The 270-nt window shown below is 45.6% G+C and carries 1 pseudogene; it reads right to left on the bottom strand.

Annotated elements, in window-relative coordinates:
• Positions 1–270: pseudogene (locus tag AAEY78_RS13255) on the bottom strand (C13 family peptidase); the annotation flags it as partial.

Raw genomic sequence — 270 nt, 5'->3', positions numbered from 1 at the left:
CTACAGGAATCTGCTTAAATATCGGTTGGTCAGCGACATTACGCTGCCAAATCGTGAGAAGTGCAACAGCACCTACCAGTACGATCACCCGCTCCCACCACGGTATACGCAAGCGATGGAAGAAAATCCACATCAACGCTAACGTCTGCCATAAGAACAGCACTAAAAATAAGACGGGTAAAAATGAATAACTCCAATTGGGCAACCAACCATAGCTACTCAAGTATTGCACCAAGCTCTGTAATAGCGCTGACAATGTATCAGCAACCA

Origin of the sequence: Psychrobacter sp. 16-MNA-CIBAN-0192, assembly GCF_040309565.1 — a bacterium.
GTDB lineage: Bacteria > Pseudomonadota > Gammaproteobacteria > Pseudomonadales > Moraxellaceae > Psychrobacter.
This window is presented reverse-complemented; position numbering and strand designations above follow the sequence as displayed.